22 protein-coding genes are annotated in these 23120 nt (G+C 34.8%); 11 read left to right on the forward strand and 11 right to left on the reverse strand.

The annotated features are described in order from the left end of the window. Positions 1-45 precede the first annotated feature (45 nt). Positions 46-1578 (reverse strand): IS1182 family transposase, encoded by a 1533-nt coding sequence (locus tag BXU10_RS02520; RefSeq protein WP_078225969.1) that lies wholly within the window; start codon positions 1576-1578, stop codon positions 46-48. Positions 1579-1821: 243 nt separating this feature from the next. On the opposite strand from BXU10_RS02520, the gene BXU10_RS02525 reads away from it, so the two are divergent. Further along, positions 1822-2223 carry a hypothetical protein gene (locus BXU10_RS02525; RefSeq protein ID WP_078225970.1) on the forward strand — a complete coding sequence of 134 codons (402 nt, stop codon included), beginning with the start codon at positions 1822-1824 and terminating at the stop codon, positions 2221-2223. Positions 2224-2364: 141 nt separating this feature from the next. On the opposite strand, the gene BXU10_RS02530 is transcribed toward BXU10_RS02525, so the two are convergent. Then, entirely contained in the window at positions 2365-3372 is a 1008-nt protein-coding gene (locus BXU10_RS02530) for a transposase (protein ID WP_078225959.1), read from the reverse strand. Positions 3373-3662: 290 nt separating this feature from the next. On the opposite strand from BXU10_RS02530, the gene BXU10_RS02535 reads away from it, so the two are divergent. The 3 genes from BXU10_RS02535 (at position 3663) to BXU10_RS02545 (ending at position 5194) form a co-directional block, all read left to right on the forward strand. Further along, positions 3663-4130 carry a cytochrome c oxidase assembly factor Coa1 family protein gene (locus BXU10_RS02535; protein ID WP_078225971.1) on the forward strand — a complete coding sequence of 156 codons (468 nt, stop codon included), beginning with the start codon at positions 3663-3665 and terminating at the stop codon, positions 4128-4130. A 120-nt stretch (positions 4131-4250) separates the two neighbouring features. Beyond that, a complete protein-coding gene (locus tag BXU10_RS02540; RefSeq protein ID WP_189328048.1) occupies positions 4251-4550 on the forward strand; it encodes a hypothetical protein in 300 nt (99 codons plus the stop codon). Between the two features lie 74 nt (positions 4551-4624). Beyond that, positions 4625-5194, forward strand: coding sequence for a hypothetical protein (locus tag BXU10_RS02545; protein WP_078225972.1), 570 nt, complete (start codon positions 4625-4627; stop codon positions 5192-5194). 228 nt (positions 5195-5422) lie between these two features. Here the strand turns inward: BXU10_RS02545 and BXU10_RS02550 are convergent, their stop codons facing one another. Continuing rightward, entirely contained in the window at positions 5423-6955 is a 1533-nt protein-coding gene (locus BXU10_RS02550; RefSeq protein WP_078225973.1) for an IS1182 family transposase, read from the reverse strand. 146 nt (positions 6956-7101) lie between these two features. Here BXU10_RS02550 and BXU10_RS02555 point away from each other — a divergent pair, with 146 nt between their 5' ends. The 3 genes from BXU10_RS02555 (at position 7102) to BXU10_RS02565 (ending at position 8393) form a co-directional block, all read left to right on the forward strand. Then, the gene (locus BXU10_RS02555) at positions 7102-7629 is read left to right on the forward strand and encodes a hypothetical protein (RefSeq protein WP_078225974.1); all 528 of its coding nucleotides are present in this window, start codon (positions 7102-7104) and stop codon (positions 7627-7629) included. 219 nt (positions 7630-7848) lie between these two features. Beyond that, entirely contained in the window at positions 7849-8085 is a 237-nt protein-coding gene (locus BXU10_RS02560; RefSeq protein WP_078225975.1) for a hypothetical protein, read from the forward strand. After that, positions 8076-8393 carry a type II toxin-antitoxin system RelE/ParE family toxin gene (locus BXU10_RS02565; RefSeq protein ID WP_078225976.1) on the forward strand — a complete coding sequence of 106 codons (318 nt, stop codon included), beginning with the start codon at positions 8076-8078 and terminating at the stop codon, positions 8391-8393. Before BXU10_RS02560 ends, BXU10_RS02565 begins: the two co-directional genes overlap by 10 nt. A gap of 195 nt (positions 8394-8588) precedes the next feature. On the opposite strand, the gene BXU10_RS02570 is transcribed toward BXU10_RS02565, so the two are convergent. The 8 genes from BXU10_RS02570 to BXU10_RS02605 form a co-directional block, all read right to left on the reverse strand. After that, on the reverse strand, positions 8589-9884 hold the full coding sequence (locus tag BXU10_RS02570) for a deoxyribodipyrimidine photo-lyase (RefSeq protein ID WP_078227895.1): 1296 nt from the start codon (positions 9882-9884) through the stop codon (positions 8589-8591). A gap of 178 nt (positions 9885-10062) precedes the next feature. Next, the gene (locus BXU10_RS02575) at positions 10063-10530 is read right to left on the reverse strand and encodes an SRPBCC family protein (RefSeq protein WP_078225977.1); all 468 of its coding nucleotides are present in this window, start codon (positions 10528-10530) and stop codon (positions 10063-10065) included. A 166-nt stretch (positions 10531-10696) separates the two neighbouring features. Continuing rightward, on the reverse strand, positions 10697-11137 hold the full coding sequence (locus BXU10_RS02580; protein ID WP_078225978.1) for a sterol desaturase family protein: 441 nt from the start codon (positions 11135-11137) through the stop codon (positions 10697-10699). Positions 11138-11362: 225 nt separating this feature from the next. Continuing rightward, positions 11363-12202, reverse strand: coding sequence for a phytoene/squalene synthase family protein (locus BXU10_RS02585; protein WP_078225979.1), 840 nt, complete (start codon positions 12200-12202; stop codon positions 11363-11365). A 3-nt stretch (positions 12203-12205) separates the two neighbouring features. Further along, a complete protein-coding gene (locus BXU10_RS02590) occupies positions 12206-13672 on the reverse strand; it encodes an NAD(P)/FAD-dependent oxidoreductase (protein ID WP_078225980.1) in 1467 nt (488 codons plus the stop codon). A 34-nt stretch (positions 13673-13706) separates the two neighbouring features. Next, positions 13707-14606, reverse strand: a complete 900-nt coding sequence (locus BXU10_RS02595) for a MerR family transcriptional regulator (RefSeq protein WP_031457353.1) — start codon at positions 14604-14606, stop codon at positions 13707-13709. Between the two features lie 75 nt (positions 14607-14681). Continuing rightward, positions 14682-15641: an ion channel gene (locus BXU10_RS02600; protein ID WP_031457354.1), complete on the reverse strand. Its 960-nt coding sequence runs from the start codon at positions 15639-15641 to the stop codon at positions 14682-14684. Between the two features lie 124 nt (positions 15642-15765). Further along, entirely contained in the window at positions 15766-16266 is a 501-nt protein-coding gene (locus tag BXU10_RS02605; protein ID WP_031457355.1) for a tetratricopeptide repeat protein, read from the reverse strand. Between the two features lie 454 nt (positions 16267-16720). On the opposite strand from BXU10_RS02605, the gene BXU10_RS02610 reads away from it, so the two are divergent. The 4 genes from BXU10_RS02610 to BXU10_RS02625 all read left to right on the forward strand — a co-directional run bounded on the left by BXU10_RS02610 (position 16721) and on the right by BXU10_RS02625 (position 23050). Further along, on the forward strand, positions 16721-17098 hold the full coding sequence (locus tag BXU10_RS02610; protein ID WP_031457356.1) for a hypothetical protein: 378 nt from the start codon (positions 16721-16723) through the stop codon (positions 17096-17098). A gap of 170 nt (positions 17099-17268) precedes the next feature. Next, positions 17269-18351, forward strand: a complete 1083-nt coding sequence (locus BXU10_RS02615; RefSeq protein ID WP_078225982.1) for an efflux RND transporter periplasmic adaptor subunit — start codon at positions 17269-17271, stop codon at positions 18349-18351. A gap of 99 nt (positions 18352-18450) precedes the next feature. Further along, entirely contained in the window at positions 18451-21618 is a 3168-nt protein-coding gene (locus tag BXU10_RS02620) for an efflux RND transporter permease subunit (RefSeq protein WP_078225983.1), read from the forward strand. Beyond that, positions 21611-23050: a TolC family protein gene (locus BXU10_RS02625; protein WP_078225984.1), complete on the forward strand. Its 1440-nt coding sequence runs from the start codon at positions 21611-21613 to the stop codon at positions 23048-23050. Before BXU10_RS02620 ends, BXU10_RS02625 begins: the two co-directional genes overlap by 8 nt. Positions 23051-23120: the final 70 nt, after the last annotated feature.

The raw sequence follows: 23120 nt of genomic DNA on the forward strand, positions 1-23120 counted from the left end.
TACTTTACTGTAATTCAAATAAAGCCTTATATTGAATCACTTTTTTTAGGCTGCTAATTTCTCGGGATAAAAATTAGTTGTTGTATGAAGCTTTAAATAACTCGTTTTTAGTAAAAACAAGACTTTTGCCTTGTAGGGTGAATTCCATTTTTGAAGTTTTGCAATAAGTTCGGGAACGCCCAGTATATTGATACTGCGTTTGATGTTATAGACCAACATAATTAAGCTGTGTTCTCCGTTTACTTTTTCCAATCCTGTTAAATTAGTGTGATTATAGCCCCATTGCCGTTTGATAGTCCCAAAGATATGCTCGTTGATTTCCTGACGCTTGCGGTAGAGCTGTGGATTTGCGTGATAACGTTTGTTGTTTTCTTCTACGGCATCAGCATATTGACTGCGGTCTATATCTCGTCCAGCCACTCTGCTGGTACATAACTGCTTTACGGGACACTCCCTGCACTTGGATGTTCGGTATCTCTTGAATTCATAACTATCGCTATCGGTTTTCTTGTGCCAGTGACCTGTGGTTTTAAGCGTTTCTCCCTCAGGGCAAGTGTAGGTGTCGGTGGTTTGGTCGTATTGGAACTTCGAGATCAAATAACCCTCAGCTATCCTTTCTTTATTTTTCCCCTGTTCGGGCTGTGCTACAATTGTAGTGATGTTCGCTTTTTTGCAGATTTCTATTTGTTTGCCATTATGATAGCCTTTGTCCACTAATGCAGTATAAGTTTCAATTCCTAAATTTTCTTTGGCTTCTATGGCAATGGCAGATAAAGCGCTACGATCGTTCTTGTTGATCGTATGAGTGGCTACCACAAGATTGTGTTTGGCATCGACTGCAGCCTGCATATTAAATGAGATTTCAACCACTTGCCCTTGCACTAATAGGGCTCTGGCATCGCTATCGGTGGTGCTTATTTGAGGTTCGCCACTTGCTTGTAGTTTTTCTTCCAGTAATTCATAGCGGATTTTGTTTTGTTTTAAACGTTCTATTTTCTGCTTGATGTTTTTGATTTTTTCAGGGTTATGCTTTGCATCATTTTCTTCCAAAGCATCAAGGTATTGCTGGGTTTTGATTTCGATATACTCTAAATGTTTATCTATTTTCTTTTGATTGAAATTAGCTTTACGGCTATTGTGCGCTCGGCTTTTAGTTCCATCAATAACAATGGTTTCCCCTGCTATTAAATCGGCATCTTTCAAGAAAACGACAAAGAGTTTGAACAAGTTTTTTAATGCTGCAGGATTGTTCTTTCTAAAATCAGATATGCTGTGGTAGTTCGGTCGAATGTCTTCTAACAACCACTGCATTTCAATGTTTCTAAAACATTCTTTTTCCAGTTTGCGGCTACTTCTTAATCCATTGAGATAGCCGTATAAATAGATTTTCAAAAACACTTTGATATTATAGCTCGGTCGACCTTCTGATTTAATAGAAGTAACTGCAAAACCAAGTTTTTCCAAATCTAAAAAGGTTACAAAAGCATCTATAAAACGAACCTGATTATCGGCAGATATTGCATCTTCTAAACTTGAAAAACGCATTTGTTGGCGGGAAATTCCTTGTATATGTTGCATTACGAAAAATACGAAAAATCCTGTTTTTAAACAATACTTCCCTATATTTGTTTACAACAAAACGGAAGTTTTTTCACAGACTGACGTCAGGCTGTGAAAAAACTAAAATCAACGTCTTGAGAATCTCATATTTGAGATTTTTCTCCGGTAGCTCTCCGAATACTTTCTAAATTTGAAGAGGTTTTTTCACAGACTGACGTTAGCGGCAAGCTGTTATAAATAGCGGTTAAAAAAAATAAAATTATGAACGAAGTACCAAAAACTTATCCTCAAGAACTTTCTGATTCAGAAATTTTGGAAATAATAGAGACAAATAGTGAGAATATCAGAAAATACTCTAGATCTTCTAATGTGTCTTTAGGGACAAGTTACTATCATACAATTATAGATTTAGGGTATCAAGAATTAAGTAAAAGAAATCAAGCTAAGTTTTTAAAGCAAGTTGAAAGATTAAATGATGAGAATGAAAAATCTGGAAAAATAAGTTTTCGTTTAAATATCATTACAATTATTTTGGCAGTACTTTCAATATTTCTATCTATTGTTACTTTATTTTATAGAGACGATTCAGAATTAAATGAGTTGAAAAAAATGAATAAAAAATTGAATGAAAAAATAATAATAAATAATTCAGCCATCCGCTAACAGGCGTTTGGCAAGATTGCGAATTTTGTAGTAAATTCACGTTTACTTCTCGCAAGAAATTTTATCTTTGATAGAAAATAATCGGTTCCGAAGTTCGCAACCTCGCATTCTATGGCAAAATCCAAGTAAAAAACGCTAAAATTATGCTGCAAATTTTTGAATGTTTACATAAGGTGTTCCGCGGTTAATAGTTGCAAAAATTCGCCCCAATAGTTTGCATCTTATATTATTTAAAACCAACATTTTCGATTTCCCTTCGCCTACTTTCCGTGCATAATATTGTTTGAGTTCCGCGTCGTGTTTTTTGCTATTTAAAGCACACATATTCAGTAACGATTTTAGTTTTTTATCTGCTAGATGATTGACCTTTGTCCTTCCTTTTATAGAACTTCCAGAACTGTATTGAAATGGAGCCACTCCAGCATAACAAGCCACTTGTCGCCAGTTTTCGAAGGATTGAAACGATTTGGTAACTAAGATAATATACAAGGCAGTTTGTGGCCCAACCCCTGGAATACTTTGAATGAGCTCGTTCTGCAATTTGAGCTGCTCATTGGATTGAATGATTTCTTTCATTTTCCTTTCTACTTTTTCGATTGCTTTTTGAAGTTGTTTAATAACTACTTTATTAATTTTTAAAACATCACCCATAGCTTCTTTGGGAATATAACCGATTCCTTCACTGGTACTTCCAATGATACGCAAGCTTTTAAGTAGTTTTTCACGTTCTGTAAAAAGTAATTTAAGTTCCATTAATGATAACTCTGGAAGCTGTGTTAATCGCAACTTGTGCAAATGTGTTAAGGTATAAAATGCAATATCTTTAGAGTCATTTTTATCAGTTTTCCCTCTGGAGATTCCTTTGCTGCGTTTGATTTCAATGGCGGGAATCATCCAATAATCGATCTTGTACCGTGTCAAATAACATCCCAAAGGAAGTGAATAAACACCCGTATCTTCAAAGCTGATCAACACCTCTTCTAAAGCAATTTTTCGATTGTTTAGCTGCTTTACAATCTCTTTAATTCCTTTGTTGTCGTTACTTACCACAAAGTGAACTATTTTCTTTCCTAATGGCTTCTCAAGAAAAGTGACGTCTAATTTTGACTTAGAAACATCAATCCCTACAAAAAATAAATACTTTTTCATACATTTGATTTTAAGTGAAATAAAAAGTTGAATTTGCTTTAAAGCCTTTATTAGACCCGTTGTCTATCATTCTATTTGAAGCCATTCAACAAAACTCAAGGAGGAGCAGAAGACTAATGCGAGGTATGGATCATGAGTCTGGCCAAGCGCGTAGTTCACTTCTGCTTTCCTTTGAGAAATTTACAAAATTTATGCTTTACAAAGTAAAGGCCAAGCGGCAAAACGTTGGCGGGTAGTTTGAACTAAAATTTCGCAGAAAAATAATTGAAAAACAAATCAAAATACAAAATATGGATAATGAATTAATAGTTAAGAAAAGTTGGTGGGGGAAAAATTGGAAATGGTTTTTACCAACTTTAACATTAATTTTTTTGCTTTTATTTTGGTTAATCTTGAGTTTAAGTATTGACGGAAATGTAACTGATATTGCTCAAGCATATTCTGATAATTCACTTTATGAAAAAGCAATTGAAAAAGTAAAAACTAATCAAAGAGTTCTTGAAGTTATTGGAGAAATAGAGCCAATTGATAAATTAGCAATTTTAGAAGGAAATGCAATATATTCAAACAACAATAATTCAGTTGAGTTATCAGTAAGAGTAAAAGGAAGCAAAGGAAAAGGAAAAATGGATATTTCAGCTGACAAAAATGGAACTGAATGGAAATATAAAAAAATAAGTATAAGAATTAAAGAGCCGAAAGAAGAAATCCAAATTTTGAAAGAAGAGGTAAAAAAACAGAAAAAGTTCGAAAAATAGGCTTAAAAAAAAACCACACGCCAACACACGCTACAAGCAATTTGGGCATTTTTTACTCCAAACAATAAAATAAGCGGTGGAAAAGTACTCAGCAGTCGCGTGCCAAAAGGGAGTAATCGCTTGAAAATAGCCTTACGAAATGCTGCCAATGCCATCGGGAATTTAAAAGAATCAACACCTTTGAGAGACTTTTTTCATCGAATTAATTTTAGAAAAGGAAGAGTGTCTGCCATAAGTGCAACAGCAAGAAAATTAGGTATAATCATTTGGAATATGATTGTCAAAAATACCTCATACTATAATCCAGAAAATTACTTATATTTAGACGAAAAAAGAAAACTAACGGTACAAAAAAGAATACAAAAACAAATGGAAAAACATCAATTCAAAGTCGATGATTTTAACTTTATAACCATTTAGTTTTTAGATATCTATAAAACGTTAGTTAGAATGTTACCGCAGAATCCTAAAAATAAACAAATTAGAGTACTTTAATGAAAAACATTTTTATTAAACATAAACAACAATTTCATTTTTCAGAAAGTGAAAAGGAAAAAGAAAACTCAATTTTAATTTGGAAAGGTATTGTTGGCTTTTTTGGAAGTTTATGCTTCTTTTATTCAATAAGACAATGTAACCTATTTGTTATTATTGGTTTAGATTTCATATTTAAATTGTATACGGTTATAGGATTAATATTTACAATATTATTATATAAAATAGATAAAGCATATGAAAAAAATGATTATTCATTTATAGAAATTTATTTTCAAAAATTTTTCACTTATGGCTCTATTTTCTTAGCGATTTTCATTTTCACAAATGAACATTTATCAACAAGTAAAGAATACGAAATTACAGCATTAATACTTGAAAAAAAAGAAGGTCTAAACAGAAGCGGAAGCGCAAATGAAATAACTGTTAAAATTGGAGAATCTAAAACTGTAATTAATGTAGCTCAATATAGTTTTGAAAAAATAAAAAAATCTAATTATGCCAAAATCAAACTAAAAAACGGTTATTGGAATAAACTTTTAATTCTTTATACAAAATTAGTAGAATAAATAAACACTACCACTAACACACGCTACAACGGATTTGGGCAATTGGCTTAATGGAAAGTTGGTTTTGTATTTGGGAGATTTGGCAAATCCGAAAATAGGGCTTAATTTAGTCCCAAACCCGCTGTAGCGCGAGAACGTCAGGCTGTGAAAAAACCTCCTTTTCCAGTTAAAACCTCTAGATTTTACTTTACTGTAATTCAAATAAAGCCTTATATTGAATCACTTTTTTTAGGCTGCTAATTTCTCGGGATAAAAATTAGTTGTTGTATGAAGCTTTAAATAACTCGTTTTTAGTAAAAACAAGACTTTTGCCTTGTAGGGTGAATTCCATTTTTGAAGTTTTGCAATAAGTTCGGGAACGCCCAGTATATTGATACTGCGTTTGATGTTATAGACCAACATAATTAAGCTGTGTTCTCCGTTTACTTTTTCCAATCCTGTTAAATTAGTGTGATTATAGCCCCATTGCCGTTTGATAGTCCCAAAGATATGCTCGTTGATTTCCTGACGCTTGCGGTAGAGCTGTGGATTTGCGTGATAACGTTTGTTGTTTTCTTCTACGGCATCAGCATATTGACTGCGGTCTATATCTCGTCCAGCCACTCTGCTGGTACATAACTGCTTTACGGGACACTCCCTGCACTTGGATGTTCGGTATCTCTTGAATTCATAACTATCGCTATCAGTTTTCTTGTGCCAGTGACCTGTGGTTTTAAGCGTTTCTCCCTCAGGGCAAGTATAGGTGTCGGTGGTTTGGTCGTATTGGAACTTCGAGATCAAATAACCCTCAGCTATCCTTTCTTTATTTTTCCCCTGTTCGGGCTGTGCTACAATTGTAGTGATGTTCGCTTTTTTGCAGATTTCTATTTGTTTGCCATTATGATAGCCTTTGTCCACTAATGCAGTATAAGTTTCAATTCCTAAATTTTCTTTGGCTTCTATGGCAATGGCAGATAAAGCGCTACGATCGTTCTTGTTGATCGTATGAGTGGCTACCACAAGATTGTGTTTGGCATCGACTGCAGCCTGCATATTAAATGAGATTTCAACCACTTGCCCTTGCACTAATAGGGCTCTGGCATCACTATCGGTGGTGCTTATTTGAGGTTCGCCACTTGCTTCTAGTTTTTCTTCCAGTAATTCATAGCGGATTTTGTTTTGTTTTAAACGTTCAATTTTCTGCTTGATGTTTTTGATTTTTTCAGGGTTATGCTTTGCATCATTTTCTTCCAAAGCATCAAGGTATTGCTGGGTTTTGATTTCGATATACTCTAAATGTTTATCTATTTTCTTTTGATTGAAATTAGCTTTACGGCTATTGTGCGCTCGGCTTTTAGTTCCATCAATAGCAATGGTTTCCCCTGCTATTAAATCGGCATCTTTCAAGAAAACGACAAAGAGTTTGAACAAGTTTTTTAATGCTGCAGGATTGTTCTTTCTAAAATCAGATATGCTGTGGTAGTTCGGTCGAATGTCTTCTAACAACCACTGCATTTCAATGTTTCTAAAACATTCTTTTTCCAGTTTGCGGCTACTTCTTAATCCATTGAGATAGCCGTATAAATAGATTTTCAAAAACACTTTGATATTATAGCTCGGTCGACCTTCTGATTTAATAGAAGTAACTGCAAAACCAAGTTTTTCCAAATCTAAAAAGGTTACAAAAGCATCTATAAAACGTACTTGATTATCGGCAGATATTGCATCTTCTAAACTTGAAAAACGCATTTGTTGGCGGGAAACTCCTTGTATACGTTGCATTACGAAAAATACGAAAAATCCTGTTTTTAAACAATACTTCCCTATATTTGTTGCTAATCAACGGAAGTTTTTTCACAGATTGACGTTGTATGCAATTTTACAGCAAAACTTTCTAAAAAAGAACTAACAGAATTGAAAATAAATTTATGACTGAATTTTTAAAAAAAATAAAGTTAATTGATAATCTCATTATAGAATTACCAATTAACATAAATGATTTAGTAAAAAAAATTGAAAATTTTGTTGACGAAGATAATTATGATATTTTAGAAGGTTTTCGTTCGACTAAAAAAATATTTAAAGGTAAAATTGACAATAAGGGTTTTAAAATATGCAGAAAATTGGGCGGTTCAAACAATACAAAAGTAAATACTATTGCATATGGCAAGTTTAAAGAGCTAAATGCCAAAACGAAAATTGAAATAGAAATTATTGGATTCGATTCTTTTTTTAAATTTTTTTATTGCTTTTTAATTTTGTTTTGGGGCGTTATGATTTTTGCACTGATACTATTTCTAAAAAATGGAAATCAAAATCAATCAGAATTCGGAATGCCAATTATGTTTATGCTTCTATCATTAATTACTATTTTACCGTATTTTCAAATGAAAAGAAGTATTGAACGAATGAAATATGATTTAGAAAGAGAATTCTACTATTTAACAAAAGAATAAAAACTGCCTACAACACACGCTACAACGGATTTGGGCATTTGGCTTAATGGAAAGTTGGTCTTGTACTTGGTATGATTTGGCAAATCCGAAAATAGAGCTTAATTTACTTCAAAACCCGCTGTAGTGCTAGACCTGAGGGTAAGCTTTGGCAAAATCTGTATAAAATAAAACAATCGTTCAAAGTTAATTTGTAATTTTGAAAAAAGAAAGACAGAAAAAATGGATTTGCAAACTCGAAAATTAAACTTTATAAAAGATTTTCTCAAACTAGAAAGTGAGAAAGCAATTTCTCATTTAGAAAAACTATTACAGAAAGAAACCCAAAATAGTTTTGAGTTGAAACCAATGACAATGAAAGAGTTTCAGAAAAGAATTGATCAATCAACAGAAGATTCTAAAAATGGAAAACTTACCGAGAACAGTAAATTAATTTCCGAAATAGAAAAATGGGATTAGAAATTTATTGGACTGATTTTTCAAAAAAAGAACTAAAAAATATCTTCGATTACTACAAAGAAGAGGCAAGTTTAAATGTTGCAAGAAATGTTGTTCTTGGAATTACAAAAGAAGCGGCGAAACTTAAAAAGAATCCAACTATTGGACAAGAAGAAGAATTACTGGACAAAGACTCTAGAGATTTTCGCTATCTCGTTTTTAAAAATTATAAAATCATTTATTGGGTAAACTTAGAGAAAAACAGAATTGAAGTTTTTGATATATTTGATACGCGACAAAATCCAACAAAAATAAAGCGTACAAAATAAGCCACCTCTAATAAGATGTTTTAACAAATTTTGACTAAGTTTATAATGCAAAGATGTTATTACATTTGACTTCAGTCTGAATGGAATGGTGCAATATAAACCCAAACTTCTCCAAGCTCAAAAACGTCTGGCATAATTGCAAGCTAAAAGAACTCGAAATTATCTGATTACCAGTTACAGATTAGTTTTGAAACGTTACTTAATAATCCCCTCTTTATAAGTAGCAATCGCACGATCTCTCGCAAAAGCATGATCAACCATAGGCTCATTGTAACCAAAATCAAATTCAGGAATCCATTTGCGTATGTAGATTCCTTTTTCGTCAAATTTCTTCAGTTGAATTTCCGGATTGAAAACCCTGAAATACGGCGCAGCATCACAGCCAGTTCCAGCAGCCCATTGCCAGTTGCCTACGTTGGAGGCCAATTCAAAATCTAATAATTTCTCTGCAAAATAGGCTTCTCCCCATTGCCAGTTAATGAGTAAATGTTTGCATAAAAAACTAGCCACTACCATACGCACGCGGTTGTGCATGTAACCGGTTTCATTGAGTTGTCTCATTCCGGCATCCACCATAGGATATCCGGTAGTTCCGGAACACCAGCGTTTGAAATCGTCTTCGTTATTGCGCCATTGAATTCCATCATAAGCTGACTTAAAATTATGATTGACACATTTCGGAAAGCTAAAGAGAATCTGAATGAAAAATTCTCTCCAGATCAGTTCGCTTAAAAAAGTCTGGTTTTTACGATTCGCCCAGTTCACCAATTTTCGGATACTTACCGTTCCAAAACGCAAATGCGGAGACAAATAAGAAGTTCCATCTAAAGCAGGAAAATCACGAATTTCCTTATAATTCCCAATCTGGGTTAAGTTATGAGGAAGTACTTTTATTGTACTTATCTCAAAACCAATTTGTGATAATTCTGGAAATGGAAATTGTTTTTTTACAAAGCTGCTCAATAATGGTTTGGTGTCATATTCAGGTGCTTGCCCGGAAAGATGATAGTTCTCCAGCCATTTGTTTTTGTAGGGCGTGTAAATCGTGTACGGAAGCCCGTCCGCTTTTGTGATTTCTTTTTCTTCAAAAATCACATGATCTTTGAAAGAAAACGATTCGATATTATTTTGCTTTAATACTTTACCAATGGCCAGATCCCGTTTGATGGCATACGGTTCATAATCTTTGTTAAAAAAAACATTTTGAATGTCGAATTCGGCAATAAGCGAATTCCATACTTCAAATGTTTTTCCTTTTTTGATTAAAAGTGAGGAATCAATTGTTTTAAGTTCCTTGTTTATTTTTTCAAGTGAGTCATAAATAAAACTTACCCTGGCATCATCTTTAGGAAGGTTTTGCAGAATCTCATCATCAAAGATAAAAAGAGGAATCACAGGAAAATCTGATTGCAACGCGTGAAATAATGCGGTATTGTCTTCTAAACGCAAATCACGTCTGAACCAGAAAAGAGTAACTTTTTGTTTTGCCATTGTATGAGTTTTTACTGAATATTTTTTAACACATAGGCACATAGATTTTAATTTCCTGAAAAGGGTATAAAAGAGAAACACATTACTAAATACATAGCTATGTGTTTTCATACAAGTGAAACGCCTTTAACCACTAAGAGAATCTATGTTTCTATGTGTTTAAACTTAAAATCTGTAATTATAATTTCGAATTGAACAATTCCTCGATCTTATTTCGACGATAATCAAAGATGGTTTTCAGTTTGTTTTTTACTATCAATGTATTCATAAAACGGCCTAAAATTCCTAATGGCAACGCATAATGGACAATGTCTGTCATTTTTGTTTCTCCATTTTCTGTTGATTCAAAAAAATGTTTGTGATGCCATAAAGCATAAGGTCCAAAGCGCTGTTCGTCTATAAAGTATTGGTTTTCCTTGCATACTGTAATAATAGTAACCCAATTAATTTTGATTCCTAAAAGCGGTTTTAAAGTATAGGTTATAATTTGTCCGGGATACATGCGTTTGCCATCAAAATCCTGAATTTCGAAACTCATGTTGTCAAGTGTAATGGTTTGAAGGTTTTTTGGGCTTGAAAAAAAATCCCAGCATTCTTCAACACTGGCGTTTATAAGTTGTTCGGTTTCTATTTTGTATAATTTCATAAATACAATTATTTACGTATAGTTCCTGAAATACGGTTGCGTTAGGGGTTGTAGGGGAGCTCTTTTTTTGGCAGGCATTTATTTCGTTTGTCGCTATCGTTAAGGTCTGCCTGTCACAAAAAAGCGGGAACGGAAAACCCGACACTTGGGGAACGCCCAAATTATACTACATTTTATAATATTTGAAAGGGACAAATAACATTCCGAAGCATTCTCCATGCTCTTTTCCTAAATGTTTGTGATGAATTTTATGTGCTTTTCGTAATCCGATCAGATATTTGTTTTTGGTATTTTTGAACCATTTAAAACGCTGATGAATTAGCACATCATGAATCATAAAATAGCATATTCCGTATGCCGTGATGCCACATGCTATAAAAAACAAATAATTTAACCCACCCTGCACTCCAAAATAAAAGAGAACAATACTCGGAATGGCGAAAATGACAAAAAAGATGTCGTTGCGCTCAAAAGTGTGCTCGTATTTGGGCTGATGATGGTCGGCATGAAAATACCACATCAATCCGTGCATAATGTACTTGTGCGTGAGCCAGGTCACACATTCCATAAACAGGAACACACCTAAAAAGATTAAAAAAGAAATCATTTTGTATTTGTTGATTTATTAAAATTATTGTTTAAAAAATTTAGGATTAAGCTTTAAATGATAAAAGATTAACTCTAAAGGTTTTGAATTCAGTACTTCACTCAATCTTGTCATTCCGACAGAGGAGGAATCTCCGTTGCAAAATCGACAAAGATTATAACCTTTGATTACGGAGTTTCTTGTGAAGATTCCTCCTTCGTCGGAATGACAAAACAACTAAAAAACCTAAACCAATTTCAGTTTGTAAGTTACAAAAGATTGCGCTAAAAGTCCGGCTTTGGTGTAATTAGAAACGCGGATTCTTGAATTCCCAATTTCTGAACACGGTGTGTTTTTTAGTTTTTTAAGCAATTTTTTATAATAAATAAATGCCGTATAAACACCAAACTTTGCTTCCATAGGCAGCTTCACAATTCCCTGATAGGCAACTTTGAAATCTTCTTCGATTTCGTTGATGATAGCAGTTTTTGCATTTTCATCGAATGAATTCAAATCGACTCCCGGGAAATAATTTCGGTTTAAAACCAAATTGTCGTCTTTTAAATCCCTCAGGAAATTCACTTTTTGAAAAGCTGATCCCAATCGCATCGCTTCATTTTTTAACTGTTCATACTTTTGATTGTTTCCTTTTACAAAAACTTTCAGACACATTAAGCCAACAACATCGGCAGAGCCATAGATATAATCTTCGTATTCAGCCTGTGAATTGTAAGTTGATTTTATAAGATCAAGTTTCATGCTTTTTAAAAAGTCCTGAACCAAATCGTCTGTGATATTGTATTGTTTTACAGTGTGCTGGAAAGAGTTAAGTATAGGATTCAGGCTAATTCCTAATTGCATGGCTTTGTAATATTCTTTTTCGAAATCATCGATAAGATATTCCTTTTCGTAATCATGAAAAGAATCGACAATTTCGTCTGCAAAACGTACAAATCCGTAAATGCTGTAAATGGCATCGCGAATGCTGGGCGATAACATTTTAACTGCCAGCGAAAATGAGGTGCTGTAATTTTGTGTAATTAGCTTACTGCATTTAAAAGAAACGGCGTCGAATAGTGCTTTCATTTTTTAAGATCTAAGTGATTTTTGAATTAACTCAGCAACTAATTTTCCTGAAATTAAAGCAGGCGGAACCCCTGGTCCAGGAACAGTTAATTGTCCTGTAAAATATAAGTTACGAACTTTTTTGCTTTTTAGTTTTGGCCTCAAAAAAGCAGTTTGTAATAAGGTATTTGCCATTCCGTATGCATTTCCTTTGTAAGCATGGTAATCTGTTACAAAATCGTTTTTACAGAATGATCTTTTAAAGATAATGTTATTTTTAATTTTTTGTTGCGTAATCTGCTCAAATCGATTAATTATTTTTGCAAAATATTCTTCTCTAAGCAATTGACTGTCATTTATTCCCGGTGCAAGCGGAATTAGGAAAAACCCGGTTTCCATTCCTTCAGGTGCAGCAGTTTCATCTGTTTTTGATGGAAAATTAGCGTAAAATAATGGCGCATCAGGCCATTTTGGATTGTCATAAATATCAGCTGCATGCTGGTTAAAATCGACATCAAAAAATAAAGCATGGTGGGTAATGTTTTCTATTTTTTTATCGAAACCAACAAAAAATAAAAGAGATGAAGGGGCAAAAACTCTGCTTTCCCAATATGTTTCAGAATAAGAACGATGCTGTTTTTCGAGTAAAGTTTCGGTATGGTGATAATCGGCACCACTTAAAATGATGTCAGATTTAATTTTTTTTCCGTCAATTATGATTCCGGTTGCGGTTTGGTCTTCAATAATTATTTTTTCAACAGGAGAGTTCGTTTTTATTGTTACTCCTAATTCCAAGGCTAATTTTTCGATACCACGAACCACATCAAACATTCCGGTCTTAGGATGCCAGGTTCCTAAACCAAAATCGGCATAATTCATAAAATTGTAAAATGAAGGCGTCTTCGAAGGTTTAGCGCCCAGAAACAAAACCGGGAATTCCAGAATCTGAATTAATCTTTCATCTTTGAATTCTTTTCGAATATCAGAACTGACGTTGCTAAGAAACTGGTTAAGTTTTAAAATCGTTTTTGGTGTAATTAGTTCCAGAGCAGAAACTCCGGGACGATATACTAAATCTTTTATCGCGATATCATAATTGCTTTTGGCGCTATTGATAAAACTTTGCAGTTTTTGACCACTACCTTTTTCAATGTTTTCAAAAGTCGATTTTATAGCCTCAAGATTATCATGGATAGAAATAAAATCACCTATTCCAAAATAAACCCGATAAGCCGGATTTAACTTTATAAGCTCATAATAATCAGATTGTTTTTTATCGAAGTCGTTAAAGAAACGTTCAAAAACATCCGGCATCCAATACCAGCTTGGTCCCATATCAAAGGTAAAGCCATTGCTTTTAAATTGTCTTGCCCGGCCACCAATTGAATCGTTTTTTTCGTAAATTGTTACCTCATGCCCTTGTTGTGCAAGGTAGCACGAAGCTGCTAAAGCAGAGAATCCAGAACCTATTATGGAGATAGTTTTTTTCATTTGTTTAACAAATGTACAAAAACTTTAAACAAAATTATATTTTATTAATTGTTTCTTCCATAGAATCGAAAACATAGGTTCTTTCAGATAAGTTTCTTCTGTCAATATGTTCTGTCATTTTTCCGATAAGCCAGATTTCATTGCTTTTAAGTAATAATTTTTGTTCCATTGTTTTTACATACTGATTCACTATGTTTCGGTCCGGCTGAACAGTCATGAAGGTCACAAAAGTGATTGTATTAAAATATTTGGTAAGGTCCTGCAGGTTTTCGATAGGCATGCTTTCGCCTAAATAAATAGTTTTATATCCTTGCAGTAAAATTTCATATTGAAGATACAGCAATCCTATTTGATGAATCTCATTCATTGGTAAGGAGAGCACAAAAACTTTATCAGTTTTGGTGGGTTTCAGGATTTGAAGATTTTCTGTATAAATTAATATTTTTTGTTTGATCAAATGGCTCATGAAATGTTCATTTGCCGGGCTTATAGTTTGCGATTGCCATAATAGCCCTAATTCTTTTAAGAGAGGAAGAAAATGTTCCTTAAAAACCTCCTGAAATGATTTTTCAGAAATTAACCAGTCAAAGGTGTTGAAAAAGATTTCCTGATCGAAATTCATCATAGACATCTTAAAGGAATTGATAGCATAGTTCTGTGAATTTTTCATAGAAATAATTTCACGAACCAGCTGCGGTATTTTTTCTTCAGGGAAAGTGGCTATTTTAGATATTTTGTACCCATATTCGTGAAGTAATGTAATATTTAGCAGCTTTTGTAAACTGGCTAAATTGTATAGTCGAATATTGGTATCTGTTCGCATAGGTTCAAGAACATTATATCTTTTTTCCCATATGCGAATGGTATGTGCTTTTATTCCGGATAAGTTTTCAAGATCTTTTATGCTGAAAACGGTTTTTATATTGTTTATCATTTCGTAGTATTGGGATAAACAAAAATAGAATAAAAACTGAGATAACCTTACTAACGTGTTTAAAATGATAAAATATTAGAAAGTTACTCGTTCGAAGCTGTTTAACAAGTCTAAATGCAAAATTGTTTTTGAGCCATTTTTGCTTCGGTTGTACATGGTTTTAAACCTGGCGCCATATATAATTTCATTAAAAGTATATGAGGTTCTGGCAGCGACAGTATTACTGAACATATCATCAAAAGTGGTAATGAATACCAAAATTTCACCATGAATTTTCTTAAAATCTTCTTCGGTAAAATTATAGACAGGGCTGTTCTCTGTAATGGGGTGAACTAATGTCCAGCTTAACGAAAGAGCATTAATTCTGTCTAATTCTAAATCAAGATTGTAAAATTTATTGGTCATTATTCCGTTCTCTTCTACCGTCATTCCAAGGGTTACTTTTGCTTTGGCATCTGTAAAATTGGTGTTCTTAAAAGGTACAAGCCGAATCATTAAACCTTTATGGTCCTTGTAAGGAGCAATTAACGCATGGTGCGAAAACTTTAAAAATGCAGTTGGCTTACTGAATCTTCCAAAAAATAAACCGGTAGCAATAGCAAAACTCAAAAGACCAATCAAAGCTTCGGCAGCTGAAAGTGCACTCGTGAAAAATCCCGTTGGACTGATGTGTCCATAACCAACAGTGGTAAAAGTTTGGGCACTGAAGAAATATGCCTGTCCAAATTGTGTCAATACACTTTGAGATTGTGCAATTCCATCAAGATGCTCAATTCCGATTGCGTAATACAGAACGGCAAAAATAAAATTGATTACGATGTAAAATGTAAACAGAATGAGCATAAACTTCCAGTTGGGCATATCAATCATGGTATGGTACCAGCTGATTCGGCGTAACAAGTGCATACCTCTTTTCTCGATATTCGGGGTTCCGTTTTTATTTACAAAACGTCCGCCATAACTATTTGCATTGGTACCGAAACCCGAATTTTGATCTGTTTGGGCTTTGTTATTTATTTTTCTTAAGAGAGCCATTTATTTTATTTTGAGCAAATGTAATACTATCTTTTTAGGCTGGAGATATGCGTTTTTTACAAAAAAAGCAATCTGTAAAATTTGAATTCTACAGATTGCTCAGGAATATTTTTCAGCTACTATATTATTTACAAAAAGTAGCTCTGTTTTTTATTGCACTCTGGCTGCCTAATTCAATGGCTTTAGAGAAATCTTTGCAGCAATTTTTTTTGTCGCCTGATTTGTTATAAGCTAAAGCTCTAAGGTTATAAGCAACATAATCTTTAGGATTTAACATAATGGAATAAGAGCAATCCTTTATAGTTTCCGGATACTTTAATAATTTGTAATTAACGTTAGCTCTTCCGGTAAAGGCATCAGCGTTCATGTTGTCTAATTCGATTGTTTTGCTAAAATCGGCTAAAGCTCCTTCTAAATCGTTGAGCTTGTATTTGGCAACACCTCTGTTTTGATAAGCCTCAACAAATTTTGAATTCATACTGATTGCTTTCGTATAGTCTGCAATAGCGCCTTTAGTGTTTCCTGCTTCGGCTTTTTTCATTGCCTTGTCAAAATAGGCAGTTGCAGATTGTGACCATACAGAACAGGTCGCCATAAAAAATAAAGTAAGTAATACGTGTTTCATAAAAACTAATTTGGGGTTAAATTAATATGTGACGAATATAGAAATATTTATTTTCTAAGAGAAGGTGTTTTACTTAAAAAAATGGAAATTAAAAATTAAATTTTCTGTACAATGCAAGTAATCAATTTTTAAAGAATGAGGGAATATTTGGTATTAAAATATATTCCTTGATTATAGAATCTATTAAATGTCGCCTTTATTTGAAATTATATGTCAAAAACATCTAATAATGCGTTTAAAAAAACTATCATGTGTTGGCAGCCTGCAAAGCCGTAAAATCAAAATTAAATCTCGAAATAAATCAAAAACATCGTCTATTATTTACAAATAAAATCTGAAAATTAAATTGTTACGTTTTATATCCGCAATAGAAAACGTTTTCGTTGTTTTTAGTTGTTAAACCTTATTAAAATTTCTTTTTTTGTTTTGATACTTTGCTTACTTTCGCACCCATATGAAAAGAATAATTGTATTTATGGTATTTATGAATTTCCTTCTGTTTGGCGGAGGGCAATATCTAAGTGCGGGTACACATCAAAATTCTGGTCATACTTACGGGCACAAACACCATATAAAATATACCAGTCAGGAGCAGGGAAGTTCTATTATAGAAGAAGCCGATCTGGATCTGGATGAGGAATATTCCGGTGATGCTCTTAAAAACGGTTTAACAAATAAAGTTTTTACTGCAAATTACAGTCTGCTTGATAATTGGTATTTGACGTTCTCAGATCAAATTACGGTTAATTATCACAGCCACTTCAAATTTTTCGTGCCCTTCTGCGGCAATTCAAATCCTATTTATATTACGCAGCGCGTTTTAAGAATCTGATAAATATTATACATCAGTTGCCTGAGTTATGAGCATTCATATCTCATAGATGTATATTTTTTTACTTCTTTCATGGTACAGTTCTGTTCTGACTATGGTTACTGGTGCTTTTACTTTTAAGGGAATTTTTGCATTCCCACATTCAATCGCTTAATTTCCATACTTAAATCATGAAGAGAATTGTTGTATTAGCAGGCTTAATAGCCTTGGTGTGCCTAACCAGTTGTACGTCTAAAAAAGAAGAAAAAGAGGAAGCGGAAAAATTCACGGTTACCAATCCGGTTAGAATTGACACTTCATTTACCAAAGAATATGTTTCGCAGATTCGCTCTGTACGAAACATCGAAATCCGTGCCCAGGAAAAAGGGTTTTTGCAAAATATTTATGTTGATGAAGGTCAGTTTGTTAAAGCCGGCCAGATACTATTCAGAATCATGCCGAAAATGTATGAAGCTGAACTGCTTAAAGCACAGGCAGAACAGAAAGCAGCTGAAATTGAATTGCTAAATGCCAAAACACTGGCAGATAAGAATATTGTTTCTAAAAACGAACAGGCAGTAGCGCTGGCCAAAGTGCAATCAGCAAAAGCTGAGGTTGCTCTGGCAAAACTTCATTTGTCTTTTACAGAAATCAGAGCTCCTTTTGACGGAACGATTGATAGAATTCCTTTAAAATTAGGAAGTCTTATTGACGAAGGCGAATTGTTAACCAGCCTTTCAGACAACAGTCAGATGTTTGCTTATTTCAACGTTTCGGAGCCGGAATACCTTCAATATCAAACCAATGTGAAAGACCGTGCCGAAAACACAGTAAACTTACTTTTAGCAAACGGTGAATCTTTTAAATACAAAGGTAAAGTAGAACTTATTGAAAGTGAATTTGATAATGAAACCGGAAATATTGCTTTTAGAGCAAGGTTTGCTAATAACGGGAAACTGCTTAGAAACGGAGAAACCGGAAAAGTTCAAATGCTGGTTCCTTTGAAGAATGCTGTTGTAATTCCGCAAAAAGCAACTTACGAAATTCAGGACAAAAAATATGTTTTTGTTGTAGGCAAAAACAATAAGGTAAGTTCAAAAGAAATTACGATTACAGGCGAAATTCCGGATTTGTATGTGATAAGCAGTGGAATAACTGAAAATGATAAAATTTTACTTGAAGGTGTTCAGAAAGTAAAAGAAGATGATAAGATCAATTACAGTTATATAGCTCCTCAAAAGGTGATCAAAAATTTACGATTAAAAGCGGAGTAAGTTTTGTTTAAGTTTTTTCAGGTTTTTAAAGTTTTACGCTGAGTTTTAAACCTGAAACTTGAAACATTCCAATTAGTCTAATCATTAAAAGATATTTAAATGTTTAATAAATTTATACAAAGACCTGTACTGTCGATCGTTATATCGTTGGTAATTGTCTTTTTAGGAATATTGTCGGTAATAAGTTTACCTATTACCCAATTCCCTTCGATTTCACCTCCGATGGTTAATATCACAGCAGATTACCCGGGATCGAATGGTGAGTTGATGATCAAATCGGTTATTATTCCGTTGGAACGCGCCCTTAACGGTGTTCCGGGAATGAAATATATGACATCTGATGCCGGAAATGACGGAGAAGCCAGTATTCAGGTGGTATTCAATTTAGGTACAGACCCAAATCAGGCAGCTATCAACGTTCAGAACCGTGTGGCATCGGTTACCAATAAACTTCCTCCTCTGGTAGTTAGGGAAGGGGTAAAAATTACCCGTGAGGTTCCAAGTATGCTGATGTATGTGAACCTTTACAGTAACGATAAAAATACTGATATGAAGTTCCTTTACAATTATGCAGATATCAATATCCTGTCAGAATTGAAAAGGGTAAACGGTGTTGGTTCGGGAGATATTTTAGGAACACGTGAATATGCTATGCGTATCTGGTTAAAGCCTGACCGAATGCTGGCGTATAAAATTTCAGCCGAAGAGGTAATGGAAGCATTATCAAGCCAGAGTTTAGAAGCTTCGCCCGGTAAAACGGGAGAGAGTTCCGGTAAACGTTCTCAGGCATTCGAATATGTATTGAAGTATTCAGGGCGTTTTACAACTAAGGAGCAATACGGTAATATTGTAGTAAGATCTAATCCTAATGGAGAACTTTTACGTTTAAAAGATATTGCCACTGTAGAATTTGGAAGCTCGATGTATGATATTTATTCCAATTTAAATGGAAAACCATCTGCAGCAATCGTATTGAAACAATCTTTTGGAAGTAATGCGAATCAGGTTATTGAAGATGTAAAAGCCAAACTGGAAAAAATCAAAACCAAATTTCCAAAAGGAATGGATTATGAAATTTCGTATGACGTTTCTAAATTCCTTGATGCTTCTATCGAAAAAGTAATTCATACTTTAATAGAAGCCTTTATTCTGGTAGGTTTAGTAGTATTTCTTTTCTTGGGAGACTGGCGTTCTACCGTTATCCCGGCAATTGCGGTGCCGGTTTCGCTGATTGGAACTTTTGTATTCATGACCTTCTTCGATATTTCGCTTAACCTGATTACTTTATTTGCACTGGTACTGGCAATTGGAGTCGTCGTCGATGATGCGATTGTGGTTATCGAAGCTGTTCACGCCAAGATGGAAGAAGAACATCTGTCGCCATTTAAAGCTACAAAAAAAGCGATGCACGAAATTGCGGGGGCTATTATTGCAATCACTTTTTTAATGGCGGCAGTATTTATTCCGGTTGCGTTTATGTCAGGTCCTGTGGGGGTTTTCTACAGACAGTTCTCGATTACAATGGCAACTGCAATTATACTTTCGGGTATTGTGGCTTTAACTTTAACGCCTGCACTTTGTGCGATGATGCTGAAAAATAATCATGGTAAGCCTAAAAAGAAAACACCGGTAAACAGATTCATTGATGGTTTCAACAATAAGTTTAACCTGGCTCAGGGTAAATACCAAAATGTATTGGCAAAAATTGTAAACAGAAGAGCTGTTACGATTATTGCACTTGTTGGGTTTTGTGCCGGAACATGGCTTGTTAGCAGTACAGTGCCTTCCGGATTTATTCCGAATGAGGATCAGGGAATGTTCTACGCTATTATTCAGACACCGCCAGGTTCATCATTAGAGCGAACAAACAATATTGCAGAGAAATTACAAAAAATTGCAGAAGGAATAGAAGGTGTAAAATCGGTTTCATCGTTGGCAGGTTATGAAATTTTAACGGAAGGTACAGGAGCGAATGCCGGAACCTGCCTTATCAACTTAAAAGACTGGAACGACCGTAAACAATCTGTACAGGAAATCATGATCGAACTCGAAGAAAAGTCGAAAGACATTCCGGGAGCCAATATCGAATTTTTCCAGCCGCCGGCAGTACCCGGATACGGAGCAGCGGGAGGTTTTGAACTTCGTCTGTTGGATAAAACGGGTACCAGCGATTTCAAAAAACTGGAAGAAGTTAACAAAGAGTTTGTAGAAGAACTGAACAAACGTCCTGAATTAACAAACGTCTTCAGTTTCTTTAGTGCGAGTTTTCCTCAATATATGATGAAAGTAGATAACGATCTGGCACAGCAAAAAGGCGTTTCGATCGAAAATGCAATGAACACTTTATCAACGCTTGTAGGGAGTAACTACGAAATTAGTTTCATTAAATACGGAATCAACTATAAAGTAATCGTTCAGGCGGCACCGGAATATCGTGCTCAGCCGGATGATATCTTAAAATTGTATGTAAAAAATGACCGGGATGAAATGGTTCCTTTTTCAGCTTTTATGAAACTGGAAAAAGTATACGGACTTTCAGAAATTACGCGTCATAATATGTATACTTCAACCGAAATCAGTGGTGGTCCTGCTATAGGATATAGTTCAGGAACGGCTATCAAAGTTATTCAGGAAGTAGCGGCCAAAAAATTACCGAGAGGATATGATATCGACTGGGCAGGTATTTCTGCCGATGAGGTAGCGCAGGGCAATCAGGCCATTTGGGTGTTCTTAATCTGTTTAGGATTTGTTTATTTGGTTTTAGCAGCGCAATACGAAAGTTTCATTTTGCCATTATCAGTAATTCTTTCGTTGCCGGCGGGTATTTTTGGAGCTTTCTTTCTGTTGAAATTAACCGGATTAGAAAATAACATTTATGCTCAGGTTGCCATGGTAATGCTTATTGGACTGCTGGGTAAAAATGCCGTACTGATTGTAGAGTTTGCGATTCAAAGGCATGCCGCAGGAAAATCAGTTTTGGAAGCTGCAATGGAAGGCTCAAAAGCCAGGTTCCGTCCTATTTTGATGACTTCATTTGCGTTTATCGCCGGATTATTACCGCTTGCTTTTGCAACCGGTCCGGGTAAAATTGGAAACAGAACCATTGGTACAGCAGCGGCAGGAGGAATGCTTATTGGAACTATTTGCGGAGTATTTGTGATTCCGGGATTGTATTACATTTTTGGTAAAATTGCCGAGAAACACAAATTGGTGAAACATGAAGAAGAAAATCCATTAACTGAAGAAATTGATAACAATCATGTATAAATTTAAATTATATCAATACAGTATTGCAGCAAGTATTTGTCTTGCTGCAATAAGCTGTAAGGCTCCCGCTCCGGAGGTGTCAACTGCCAGCAAACCGGTTCCTGAATCTTTTGGTTATGCCAAAACTCAGGACACAACCTCAACGTCAGCTATTGCGTGGAAGGACTTTTTTAAAGATAAAAACCTGACAGATTTAATTGATGTCGCCCTGAAAAACAATCAGGAGTTAAATATTACGCTTCAGGAAATTGAAATAGCCAAAAACGATATTCGTATCAAAAAAGGGGCTTACCTGCCAACAGTTGGTGTGCGTGCCGGAGCCGGAGTTGAAAAAGTGGGCCGTTATACCAGTCAGGGTGCCGGAGATGCGACCACAGAAATTAAACCCGGCAAAGAAACCCCGGATCCGCTTGGTGATTTTACGATTGCTGCTTATGCCAACTGGGAAGTAGATATCTGGAAAAAACTGCGCAATTCTAAAAAAGCGGCTGTAACCCGATATTTAGCCACGGTTGAAGGAAAGAATTTTGTAGTAACTAATCTTATTGCCGAAATCGCTGACAATTATTATGAACTGTTAGCCTTGGATAGTCAACTGGATATTGTAAAACAGAACATTCAGCTCCAAACCAATGCTTTGGAAATTGTAAAAGTTCAGAAAGAAGCGGCAAGAGCAACAGAATTGGCTGTTCAAAAATTTCAGGCTGAGGTTTTGACTTCTAAAAGTATGGAATTCGACATTCTTCAAAAGATAAAAGAAGCTGAGAACCGAATCAACTTTTTGTTAGGGCGTTATCCGCAGGAAATTAAAAGGGAGAAAACCAATTTTACCGATTTGGTACCGGCTACCGTAAATTCCGGAATTCCTTCGCAATTACTGCAAAACCGTCCCGATGTAAAACAAGCAGAATTAGAACTGGCAGCAGCAAAACTGGATGTAAAAGTAGCTCGTGCCGAGTTCTATCCATCACTGGATATTTCAGCTGCGGTGGGTGTACAGGCCTTTAATCCTTCGTATTTGTTTACGTTTCCGGAGTCTATTTTGTATTCATTAGCGGGAGATCTGGCTGCACCGCTGATCAACAGAAATGCCATCAAAGCAGAGTTTTCAAGTGCCAATGCAAGACAGCTTCAGGCCTTGTATAATTATGATCGTACAATTTTGAATGCCTATCTGGAAGTTTCCAATCAGCTTTCAAAAATTGATAACCTGCAAAAAGGATACGATTTAAAATCACAGCAGGTAGATGCCTTAAATAAATCAATTGATGTTTCTAATGATTTGTTTAAATCTGCCAGAGTAGATTATTTTGAAGTTTTGATGACACAGCGTGATGCCTTAGAAGCAAAACTGGAATTGATAGACACCAAAAAAGAACAATTAAACGCAACAGTTCATGTTTACAGGAACTTAGGCGGTGGCTGGAAATAATATCATTTTTTATATTAATAGTTGTAGGACTGAACCTCCCGGAAAGTAAAATTTTCGGGAGGTTTTTTTA

It is taken from the genome of Flavobacterium sp. LM4 (assembly GCF_002017935.1).
GTDB classification, from domain to species: Bacteria; Bacteroidota; Bacteroidia; order Flavobacteriales; family Flavobacteriaceae; genus Flavobacterium; species Flavobacterium chungangense.

Bases quoted from the DNA above. Each gene is read 5' to 3' on its own strand.
- BXU10_RS02520 (WP_078225969.1), bottom strand. From the start codon at position 1,578: ATGCAACATATACAAGGAATTTCCCGCCAACAAATGCGTTTTTCAAGT.
- BXU10_RS02525 (WP_078225970.1), top strand. From the start codon at position 1,822: ATGAACGAAGTACCAAAAACTTATCCTCAAGAACTTTCTGATTCAGAA.
- BXU10_RS02530 (WP_078225959.1), bottom strand. From the start codon at position 3,372: ATGAAAAAGTATTTATTTTTTGTAGGGATTGATGTTTCTAAGTCAAAA.
- BXU10_RS02535 (WP_078225971.1), top strand. From the start codon at position 3,663: ATGGATAATGAATTAATAGTTAAGAAAAGTTGGTGGGGGAAAAATTGG.
- BXU10_RS02545 (WP_078225972.1), top strand. From the start codon at position 4,625: ATGAAAAACATTTTTATTAAACATAAACAACAATTTCATTTTTCAGAA.
- BXU10_RS02550 (WP_078225973.1), bottom strand. From the start codon at position 6,955: ATGCAACGTATACAAGGAGTTTCCCGCCAACAAATGCGTTTTTCAAGT.
- BXU10_RS02555 (WP_078225974.1), top strand. From the start codon at position 7,102: ATGACTGAATTTTTAAAAAAAATAAAGTTAATTGATAATCTCATTATA.
- BXU10_RS02560 (WP_078225975.1), top strand. From the start codon at position 7,849: ATGGATTTGCAAACTCGAAAATTAAACTTTATAAAAGATTTTCTCAAA.
- BXU10_RS02565 (WP_078225976.1), top strand. From the start codon at position 8,076: ATGGGATTAGAAATTTATTGGACTGATTTTTCAAAAAAAGAACTAAAA.
- BXU10_RS02570 (WP_078227895.1), bottom strand. From the start codon at position 9,884: ATGGCAAAACAAAAAGTTACTCTTTTCTGGTTCAGACGTGATTTGCGT.
- BXU10_RS02575 (WP_078225977.1), bottom strand. From the start codon at position 10,530: ATGAAATTATACAAAATAGAAACCGAACAACTTATAAACGCCAGTGTT.
- BXU10_RS02580 (WP_078225978.1), bottom strand. From the start codon at position 11,137: ATGATTTCTTTTTTAATCTTTTTAGGTGTGTTCCTGTTTATGGAATGT.
- BXU10_RS02585 (WP_078225979.1), bottom strand. From the start codon at position 12,202: ATGAAAGCACTATTCGACGCCGTTTCTTTTAAATGCAGTAAGCTAATT.
- BXU10_RS02590 (WP_078225980.1), bottom strand. From the start codon at position 13,672: ATGAAAAAAACTATCTCCATAATAGGTTCTGGATTCTCTGCTTTAGCA.
- BXU10_RS02595 (WP_031457353.1), bottom strand. From the start codon at position 14,606: ATGATAAACAATATAAAAACCGTTTTCAGCATAAAAGATCTTGAAAAC.
- BXU10_RS02600 (WP_031457354.1), bottom strand. From the start codon at position 15,641: ATGGCTCTCTTAAGAAAAATAAATAACAAAGCCCAAACAGATCAAAAT.
- BXU10_RS02605 (WP_031457355.1), bottom strand. From the start codon at position 16,266: ATGAAACACGTATTACTTACTTTATTTTTTATGGCGACCTGTTCTGTA.
- BXU10_RS02610 (WP_031457356.1), top strand. From the start codon at position 16,721: ATGAAAAGAATAATTGTATTTATGGTATTTATGAATTTCCTTCTGTTT.
- BXU10_RS02615 (WP_078225982.1), top strand. From the start codon at position 17,269: ATGAAGAGAATTGTTGTATTAGCAGGCTTAATAGCCTTGGTGTGCCTA.
- BXU10_RS02620 (WP_078225983.1), top strand. From the start codon at position 18,451: ATGTTTAATAAATTTATACAAAGACCTGTACTGTCGATCGTTATATCG.
- BXU10_RS02625 (WP_078225984.1), top strand. From the start codon at position 21,611: ATGTATAAATTTAAATTATATCAATACAGTATTGCAGCAAGTATTTGT.